The 9,298-nt window shown below is 69.5% G+C and carries 5 protein-coding genes; 2 read left to right on the top strand and 3 right to left on the bottom strand.

Annotated features, from left to right (window positions below):
* Positions 1-71 precede the first annotated feature (71 nt).
* The 3 genes from IAE56_RS19405 to IAE56_RS19415 are packed head-to-tail and all read right to left on the bottom strand — an operon-like array spanning position 72 to position 1,861.
* On the bottom strand, positions 72-644 hold the full coding sequence (locus tag IAE56_RS19405; protein ID WP_079222816.1) for a YceI family protein: 573 nt from the start codon (positions 642-644) through the stop codon (positions 72-74).
* Between the two features lie 3 nt (positions 645-647).
* Complete coding sequence (locus IAE56_RS19410; RefSeq protein WP_079222815.1) at positions 648-1,220, bottom strand: cytochrome b; 573 nt, start codon at positions 1,218-1,220, stop codon at positions 648-650.
* Positions 1,217-1,861 (bottom strand): YceI family protein, encoded by a 645-nt coding sequence (locus IAE56_RS19415; RefSeq protein ID WP_108770737.1) that lies wholly within the window; start codon positions 1,859-1,861, stop codon positions 1,217-1,219. Before IAE56_RS19415 ends, IAE56_RS19410 begins: the two co-directional genes overlap by 4 nt.
* A gap of 162 nt (positions 1,862-2,023) precedes the next feature.
* On the opposite strand from IAE56_RS19415, the gene IAE56_RS19420 reads away from it, so the two are divergent.
* Both IAE56_RS19420 and IAE56_RS19425 read left to right on the top strand, forming a co-directional pair.
* The gene (locus tag IAE56_RS19420; protein ID WP_200753661.1) at positions 2,024-5,563 is read left to right on the top strand and encodes an ATP-binding protein; all 3,540 of its coding nucleotides are present in this window, start codon (positions 2,024-2,026) and stop codon (positions 5,561-5,563) included.
* 98 nt (positions 5,564-5,661) lie between these two features.
* Positions 5,662-9,192, top strand: a complete 3,531-nt coding sequence (locus IAE56_RS19425; protein ID WP_200753662.1) for a hybrid sensor histidine kinase/response regulator — start codon at positions 5,662-5,664, stop codon at positions 9,190-9,192.
* Positions 9,193-9,298: the final 106 nt, after the last annotated feature.

Here is a 9,298-nt window from a genome sequence, read left to right on the forward strand (position 1 = left end):
GGCATGGCCCGGCGCTACCCTGCATCAACGTTCCAAGGTAGCGCCGGGCCATGCCCGGCGGCAGACCCGTCTTATTTCGCGTCGAACTTCACGATCGTGCTGATCGAGGTCTCGTCCGGGATGGTCTTGGTGTCGGCCCAATCGCCGCCGCCCACGCCGAAGTCCAGACGCTTGACCGTCGCCTTGCCGGTCAGCACCGGCTGGGTGCCCGGCTTCCAGGTGAAGGTGAGGGTGACCGGCTTGCTGACGCCGCGCAGTTCCAGGGTGCCGTCGGCGGCGTACTGGTCGTTGCCCACGGCGCGGAAGCCCTTGGCGGTGTAGTGCGCGGTGGCGAACTTGCCGACGTTGAAGAAGTCCGCGCCCTGCAGGGTCGAGTCACGGTCGCTGTTGCCGCTCTTGGCGCCGGCCAGCGGAATCACCACGTCCAGCGAACCGGCGGCCGGGTTGGCCGGGTCGAAGCTGAGCTTGGTGGCAAAGCCCGGGAAGCTGCCGGTGAACACTTCGCCGTCGTACTTGGTGGCGAACACCAGGATCGAGCCGGCGCCGGGGGCCTGCGCGTAATCGGCGGCCAGCACCGGGGCGGTGGCCAGCATGCCGGCCAGGGCGGCGGCCACGGCGGCCGGGGTGGTCAGTTTCAGGGTCATCGGTCAGTCCTTCTGGGGGGAGGCGAGCCAGCCGCGCGGCAACATCCGCGAGAGGGTGGCATCACGCTGGAACAGGTGGTGGTAGAAGGCGGCGCCGGCATGGGCCAGCACCACCGCGATCAACAGCCAGAAACCGTACTCGTGGATGGCATGGGACACCGCGACGGTCTGCGGGTCGGGGCCGCTCAGCTTGGGCACATCGACCAGGCCGAACCAGCGGAACGGACGCAGGCCGCTGGCCGAGTCGTACAGCCAGCCGGACAGCGGGATGGCGAACATCAGTACGTAGAGCAGCACGTGGGTGGCGCTGGCGATGCGTTCCTGCCAGCTGGGCACGCCCGGCACCGGCTTCGGCGCGCCGGCATACAGGCGCCAGCCGAGGCGGAACAGCACCAGCGCCAGCACGGTGATGCCGATCGACTTGTGTGCGGTGTAGACCCAGAAGTATTTCGGGGTCTTCGGCAGTTCACCCATGGTCAGGCCGACGATGCCCAGGGCAAGGATGAGCAGGGCGATCAACCAGTGCAGGGTCTGGCTGACACTGCCCCAGGCGGCGGGCGTGTTCTTGGCGGTCATCGGGAATCCTTGGGGGCCGTCGTGCTGTCGGAGTGGGAATCAGGGGCGGGAGTTCCCGGGGCATCGCTGCGGTCGAACGCCGCTTCGGCCTCGATCCTCACCTGTACGGCATCACCGATCACGCCCGGCCAGGCCGTGATGCCGAAGGCACGGCGGCTGAGCGTGGTGGTGGCCGAGAAGCCGACGGTGCGGCGGAACGGCGGCAGCGGATAGCGCTTGACCGCGTTGAGGGTGACATCGAGCACCACCGGCAGGCTGACGCCGCGCAGGGTCAGGGTGCCGGCGACCTGGGCATGCTTCTCATCGACCGGCTCCACGTGGGTGGAGACGAAGCGTGCAGTGGGGAAGCGTTCGCCATCGAGCAGGCTGCGGGCGAGGGTGGCCTGGTTCCATTTGTCATCGCCCAGGTCCAATCGCGACACGGGAATCTCGACGTCCAGGGTCGCTTCCCGCCAGTTGTCGGGATCGAACCGCAGCTGTCCCGCACTGCCGGAAATCGTGCCCATCGCCTGCGAGTAACCGGCGTGGTCGATCGAGAACAGCACGCGGGTATGCACCGGATCGATGCGCCATGCATCGTTGCCGGCCCAGGCCGGGGCGGCGGCGAGCAGCAGGGGCAGCAGGGCCAGGCAGGAACGCATCGGCAGGGCTCGGCGGAAAGGTGCCTCGATCATACGCACAGGCCCTGTGCTGCGCTGTGTGCACGGCTGCAACAGTTCGTGGTGGCAATGTGGCTGGAAACAGCCTGTTGCAGCGATGACCCCGGCCCTGTGTGACAATCGGCGCAGGACAGGGGGTTCAGGATGAAGAGCGGCTGGCGCCGGTACTGGCGGTGCATCGCAGGGGCAGGTCTGTTGCTGGTGGCGTTGGCCACCTCCGCGGCAACCTTGGACATGGCAGGTGAAACACCGCGCCTGCGCCGTTTCGGTGCGGCCGAAGGCTTGCCCTCGCGCATGGTGCTGGCCCTGGCCGAAGACCGCACCGGGCACATCTGGGCGGCCACCGATGGCGGCCTGGCACGCTATGACGGCGGCACCCTGCGGGTCTGGCAGCACGATCCGGAACAGCCCGGCTCGCTGCCCGGCAACGAGATCGAAACGCTGATGGTCGATCCGCTCGACCGCGTCTGGGTCGGCATCAACGGCAAGGGCGTGGCCCGGCTGGATGCCGACCGTGAGCGCTTCAAATCCTTCGACGCACTCAACAACGAATGCCAGGGCCAGGCCTGGACCCTGGCCTATGCCCAGGATGCGCTGTGGGTCGGCAGCAGCACCCATGGCGTCTGCCGCATGGGCGAGGACGGCAGCCTGCGTTTCTTCCGGCAATCGGCGGACGGGCTGCCCAGCGACACCATCTACAGCAGCCTGGTCGACGCGCAGGGCCGCCTGTGGCTGGGCACCGAGGCGGGCGTGGCACGCTGGAACGGCACCGCCTTCGAAGCGGTGGCCGCCCGCGAACTGGGCGCGGTGAGCGTGCTGCGGCTGAGCCGTGACGCCGAGGGCGCGATCTGGATCGGCACACAGAACGATGGCCTGTACCGGATCGATGCGCAGGACCGGGTCAGCCGGCCGCGCTGGGCCGACAGTGCCCAGCTGCGTTCGGCCATCGTGCTGGCCGACCGCCAGGGCGGTTACTGGGCCGGCACCTCCGATGGCCTGCTGCGCGGTGATGCGGCCCAGCTGCGGCGCCTGGAAGGCGACCGCGGCAGCGGTTTCCTGACCAGCCACAGCGGCGTGCTGGACCTGCTGCAGGACCATGAAGGTGGCATGTGGGTGGCGCTGCTGACCCAGGGCCTGGCCTACCTGCCGCCGGACTGGCGGCGCTTTTCCACCTGGTACCAGCTGGATGGTCGTCCGCTGGACAGCCAGTACCTGCTGAGCGCGGCCAGCGACGGCCGCAACTACTTCGTCGGCTCGGCCCACGGCGTCTACCAGGTCAATGCGCAGGGCACGCTGAGCCTGCTGGCCAGCGATCGCGAACTGGGCAGCGGTGCGGTGTGGTCGGTGCTGCCGCGCCCGGATGGCAGCTTGTGGTTGGGCCGCGCGGGGCGCCTGAGCGTCTACGACCCGGCGCGGCGCACGCTGCGCGACTGGCCCATTGCCGGTGGTGCCGACCTGCGCCAGCGCATCGACCTGATGCGCGAGGCGCCGGATGGCACGGTCTGGATCTCGGTGATGAACCTCGGCCTGCAGCATCGCGCCAGTGATGGCCGGGTGCTGCGTACCTTCGAGCTGGCCGCGCTGGGCGGCGAAGGCGATGTGCCGGTGGAGCAGATACGCTTCGATGCGCGCGGCCAGACCTGGCTGGTCGGTGCGATGGGCATCTGGCGCGAACAGGCGGACCGTTTCGTCGCCGTGCCCGGGGTGTCGCAGGGGCAGATCTTCGATCTGGTCTGGATCGACCCGCAGCAGGTGTGGCTGGCGCGGCAGGGAGCGTTCGAACGCTACCAGTGGGACGGCCTCGGCCTGCGCCTGATCCAGCGCGTCGATGCCACCTACGGCATGCCGCCGGTCAGCATGGGCGGGCTGGCGCTGGGCCGCGATGGACGTGTGTGGGCGACCACGCCGCGCGGGCTGCTGCGCTGGGATCCACAGACGCGGCGCGTGCAGCAGTTCAACGAACGCGATGGCCTGCCCGATGCCGAGTTCACCGGGCGGCCGCCGGCGATCGGCGCCGACGGCCGGGTGCTCGCGGTCACCCAGACCGGCCTGGTCGGTTTCGATCCCGATGCGTCCGACGTGGAGCTGCCGCCCTCGCAGCTGGTGATCGCGCAGGTGCGCGTGCGCCGCGACGATGCGCGGGGCTGGCAGCCGCTGCCGGCCACCGGCACGCTGCTGCTGGGCCCGGATGATCGCGACCTGCAGATCGACGCGCGCCTGCTGTCCTACGCCAACCCGCAGGGCAACCGCTACCGGTTCCGCGTTGAAGGCTACGACCAGAACTGGGTGGAGCAGGGCGGTGATGGCCAGCGCACGCTGTCGCGGCTGCCGCCGGGGCTGTATTCGATCGAAGTGCAGGCCGCCACCGCCAGCGGGCCGTGGACGGCTTCGCAGCGGCTGCAGGTGAAGGTGCTGCCGCCGTGGTGGCGCAGCGGTATGGCCATCTTCGGCTACCTGATGCTGGGCTCGCTGTTGTTGCTGGTGATGGTGTGGTCGATCCGCCGGCGCCTGCGGCGGCGCCAGCAGTGGCAGTTGACCGTGCACAAGCAGCAGCTGGCCGAACAGGCCTCGCAGGCCAAGAGCCGCTTCCTGGCCACGCTGGGGCACGAGGTGCGCACGCCGATGACCGGCGTGCTGGGCATGAGCGAGCTGCTGCTGGCCACCGAGCTGGACCCGGTGCAGCGCAGCTATGCCGGTTCGATCCAGCAGGCCGGCAGCCATCTGCTGCGGCTGGTGAACGACGCACTGGACCTGGCCCGCATCGAAGCAGGTCGCCTGGAACTGGATATCCGTCCGTTCGATCTGAACGGCCTGCTCGACCAGGTGCAGGCGCTGATGCAGCCGATGGCGCAGCAGCGGCAGCTCGCGTTCCGGCGCGAGGACGCGCTGCCCGGTCCGGTCTGCGTCAGCGGCGATGAAATGCGGGTGCGGCAGATCCTGCTGAACCTGCTCGGCAACGCGGTCAAGTTCACCGATCATGGCTACGTGGGGCTGGGCGCGATCCTCGACGAGGATGGCAATGGCGTGACCTTCGAGGTCAGCGACAGTGGGCCGGGCATCAACGCCGAGCAGCAGCGCCGGCTGTTCCACCGCTTCGAACAGGCCGACGGGCCGCGCACCGCCTCGCGCTACGGCGGCAGTGGGCTGGGGCTGGCGATCTGCCAGGAACTGGCGGTGGCGATGGGCGGGCGCATCGACGTGGACAGCCAGCTGGGCCGGGGCGCGCGTTTCCGCGTGTGGGTTCCGCTGCCATGGACCCGGCAGGCGGCGTCGGCGCAGAGCGAGGTGAGCACGGTGCCGGAGCTGCCGGCCCTGCGCATCCTGCTGGTGGAAGACGATGTGACCGTGGCCGAGGTCATCGCCGGCCTGCTGCGCGCACGCGGGCACCAGGTCGTGCATGTGCTGCACGGGCTGGGCGCGCTTTCGGAGATCGCCACCGACGGCTTCGATGTCGGCCTGCTCGACCTGGACCTGCCGGCGCTGGATGGCACCGCCATCGCCCGCCAGCTGCGTGCGATGGGCTACGAGCTGCCACTGGTGGCGGTGACCGCGCGTTCCGATGCGTATGCGGAAACCCAGGTGCTCGCCGCCGGTTTCGACGGGTTCCTGCGCAAGCCGGTGACCGGCGACCTGCTGGTGTCGGCGATCCAGCAGGCCCGGGCAAAACGCCGGGTGGATGTCTGATCGAGGCACTGGTTGGCGTGAATGCCCTGACTTTCGGTTTACCATGCCGACGCCGCACAACGCGGGGTCCATCAACAGGCAGTGTGAGGAGGCAATCGGTGGCGTATCTGCGGGCGGCGACGCTGCTGCTGATCCTCCTGTGCGTCCTGGCGCCCGTGGCCGCGCAGCCGGTGCCGCCGACCCCGCGGCAGGTGACCGTGTTCGACGGCCTGCCGTCCAACACCGTCAACCGCATGGCCGAAGACCGCTACGGCTACCTGTGGATCGCCACCAATGACGGCCTCGCCCGCTACGACGGGCGCAATTACCGTGTCTGGCGTTCCGAGGACGGGCTGCGCGACAACCGCATCTGGACCGTGCTGGTCGATGCCCAGAACGAGCTGTGGATCGGCACCGAGAATGCCGGCCTGGTGCGCATGTCGGCCGACCGCCGGCAGCTGCGCTTCTACGACCGCAGCAGCCAGCCGCTGATGGCCAGCAACACGGTGTGGAGCGTGGCCTCCACACCGGACGGCTCCATTTGGTTCGGTACCTACGGCGGTGGCCTGTACCGGCTGGATGACAAGGACCGCCTGCAGCGCTTCCTGCCCGAACTGGACAACCCGCGCAGCGTGCCGGCCGCCTCGATTCCGTTCCTGGCGACCCTGCCCGATGGCACCCTGTGGGTGGGGACCAAGCACGGCGTCGCGCGCTGGACCGGCACCGATTTCGAGCGCATCGACGCCGACGCGCTGCCCAGTCAGCTGGTCAATGGCCTGACCGCCGAGCCGGACGGCAGCCTGTGGATCAGCACCGTGGCCGGCGCCACCGTGCGCCGGCCTGACGGCCATTTCGAAGCACCGCAGTGGCAGCTGCCCGCCGGTGACGAAGTGCTGGGCATGATGTTGCGCGATGAGCAGGGCGGACACTGGCTGGATACCCGCAGTGGCCTGGGCCGCGCGGTGAATGGCCAGTACCAGACCGTGCCGCTGTACAGCGCCGTGGCGCGTGGCCAGGTGCGGCCGAACTGGGCCGGCGCCTATGAAGACCGCGAAGGCGGCATCTGGCTGGCCAGCACCAATGCCGGCCTGTGGCACCTGCTGCCGCGCTGGTGGCAGTTCTCGGTGTTCTCGCGGCTGGAGGACGATCCGTCGTCGCTGCGCAACGCCTACGTGCTGGGCACCAGCCCGTCCGCCAACGGCGGCGTGTGGACGGTCGGCAGCCACGGTGCGCTGGACCGGTTCGACCCGCGGAGCGGTGACATCGAGCAGCACCGCACCTTCCTCAATGGCATGCACTGGCTGACCTCGGTACGCGAGGATCGGCACGGCCAGGTCTGGGTCGGTTCGACCGATGCGCTGCTGCGTTACGACCCGCGCACCCGCGCGCTGCGGCGCTGGGACAACGACAGCGGCGCCGATGCCACGATGGAAGGCAACATCGACGCGATGATGACCTGCGATGGCGACAGCCTGTGGCTGATGCTGCCGTCGGGCCTGCAGCAGCGCGATCTCGACGGCCACCTGCGCCGGCAGCTGGAAAACGGCCGCGACGGCCTGCAGGCCGGCCAGCTCAACATGGATGTCGAATGCGGTCCGCAGGACCGGATCTGGCTGGCCAGCAGCCGCGGCCTGCTGCAGTGGCAGCCGGAAGCACAGCGCTTCCAGCCCGTGCCCGGGGCGCCGGCCACGCCGGTGTATGCGATCGATGTGGGCGCCGATGGCAAGGTCTGGCTGTCCGAGGACGGGCGCCTGTCGCGCTACCTCTGGCGCAATGGGCGCCTGGAGCGGCAGGCGGTGATCGGCAGTGAGCAGGGCTACCCGGCCATCGCCGCGACCGGTCTGGTGGTCGACGCGCAGGGCGTGGCCTGGGCCAGCGGTGCGCGCGGCCTGGTGCGGGTGGGTGCCGATGGCCGGAGCGTGCGCCTGTATGGCGTGCATGACGGCCTGCCCAGCCAGGAATTTCGCGACCACACGCTGATCGCCACGGCGAGCGGACGGCTGGTGGCTGGTACGCCGGCCGGCGTGGTGGCCTTCGATCCCGACCTGGTGCGACCTTCAACCCGGCGCGCGCCGCTGGTGATCGAGCGGGTGGAGGTGCGCCGCAACGAACAGGTGCTTGACCTGACCCACGACACGCCGCTGCAGATCGCCGACGGTGATCGCGACCTGCGCATCGTCGCGCGCCTGCTGTCCTTCGCCGATTCGGCGTCCAACAGCTACCGCTACCGGCTGACCGGTTACGACCCGGACTGGGTGGAAGTGGGGCCTGGCGGCGAGCGCCTGTTCTCGCGCCTGCCGCCGGGTGCGTACCGGCTGGAAGTGCAGGCGCGCTCGGCCGACCACGTCTGGTCGCGGGTGGAAGCACTGGAGTTCCATGTACTTCCACCGTGGTGGCGCAGCCTGTCCGGGTTGCTGGTGCTGACGTCCATCGCACTGCTGCTGACCAGCTGGTTCGCCTGGCTGTACCGCCGCCGCCTGCAGCGCAGACACGCCTACCAGCTGGCCCTGCACAAGCAGGAACTGGCCGAACAGGCGTCGGCGGCGAAGACGCGGTTCCTGGCCAACCTGGGCCATGAGATCCGCACGCCGATGACCGGCGTGCTGGGCATGAGCGAACTGCTGCTGGCCTCGCCGCTGGACCCGCAGCAGCGCGGTTACACGCAGTCGATCCGCCATGCCGGCGAACATCTGCTGCACCTGGTGAACGATGCACTGGACCTGGCCCGGATCGAATCGGGGCGCCTGGAGCTGCAGTCGCGACCGTTCGCGCTGAACGGCCTGCTGCAGGACCTCGCCGCCCTGATGGGGCCGCTGGCCGCGCAGAAGGGCCTGCGCTTCGTGCTGGACAACCGGCTGCCGGCGGGCCTGCAGGCGACCGGCGATGCGATGCGGGTGCGGCAGATCCTGCTGAACCTGCTGTCCAACGCCGTGAAGTTCACCAGCCGCGGCACCATCACCCTGCTTGTTCGCTGCGAGGACGGCCCGCGTGGCCTGCATTTCGAAGTACACGACACCGGCCCGGGCATCAGCCAGGAACAGCAGCAGCGCCTGTTCCGCCGTTTCGAGCAGGCCGACGGCGCACGCACGGCGGCGCAGTACGGTGGCAGTGGCCTGGGCCTGGCGATCTGCCGCGAGCTGGCGCAGGCCATGCAGGGCCGGATCCGGGTGGAGAGCCAGCTTGGCAGTGGCACCCGCTTCGAAGTGAGCCTGCCGTTGCCGCTGCACCAAGATGGCGCGAACGAAGACGGTGAGGCGATGCGGGGCGAGGACGCCGTGGCGAACATGCCGGCGCTGCGCATCCTGCTGGTGGAAGACGATGCCACCGTGGCCGATGTGGTGATCGGCCTGTTGACCGCGCGCGGCCATGAGGTGGTGCATGCCGGCCATGCGCTGGCGGCGCTGCGCGAGATCAGCGCGGGCGATTTCGATGTCGGTCTGCTGGACCTGGACCTGCCGGGCCTGAGTGGTTTCGAGCTGGCCCAGCACCTGCGCAACCAGGGCTACATGTTGCCGCTGCTGGCGGTGACCGCGCGTACCGACGCGGACCTGCAGGAGCAGGTGGAGGCCGCGGGCATCGGCGGGTTCCTGCGCAAGCCGGTGACCGGTGAGCTGCTGGTTGAAGCGATTGCGCGGGTGCTGGGTAGGTAGGTTTTTTGCAGGGCTTGCAGCCCTGCACCTGCTTCAATCAACGGCAACGTCAACTTCAAAAGCTGGCTATCCGTGGGATGGCGGGGTGGGTCCGGTTGAGGGGGAC

Origin of the sequence: Stenotrophomonas sp. S41 (genome assembly GCF_016624625.1) — a bacterium.
Lineage (GTDB): Bacteria > Pseudomonadota > Gammaproteobacteria > Xanthomonadales > Xanthomonadaceae > Stenotrophomonas.

Bases quoted from the DNA above. Each gene is read 5' to 3' on its own strand.
- IAE56_RS19405 (WP_079222816.1), bottom strand. From the start codon at position 644: ATGACCCTGAAACTGACCACCCCGGCCGCCGTGGCCGCCGCCCTGGCC.
- IAE56_RS19410 (WP_079222815.1), bottom strand. From the start codon at position 1,220: ATGACCGCCAAGAACACGCCCGCCGCCTGGGGCAGTGTCAGCCAGACC.
- IAE56_RS19415 (WP_108770737.1), bottom strand. From the start codon at position 1,861: ATGCGTTCCTGCCTGGCCCTGCTGCCCCTGCTGCTCGCCGCCGCCCCG.
- IAE56_RS19420 (WP_200753661.1), top strand. From the start codon at position 2,024: ATGAAGAGCGGCTGGCGCCGGTACTGGCGGTGCATCGCAGGGGCAGGT.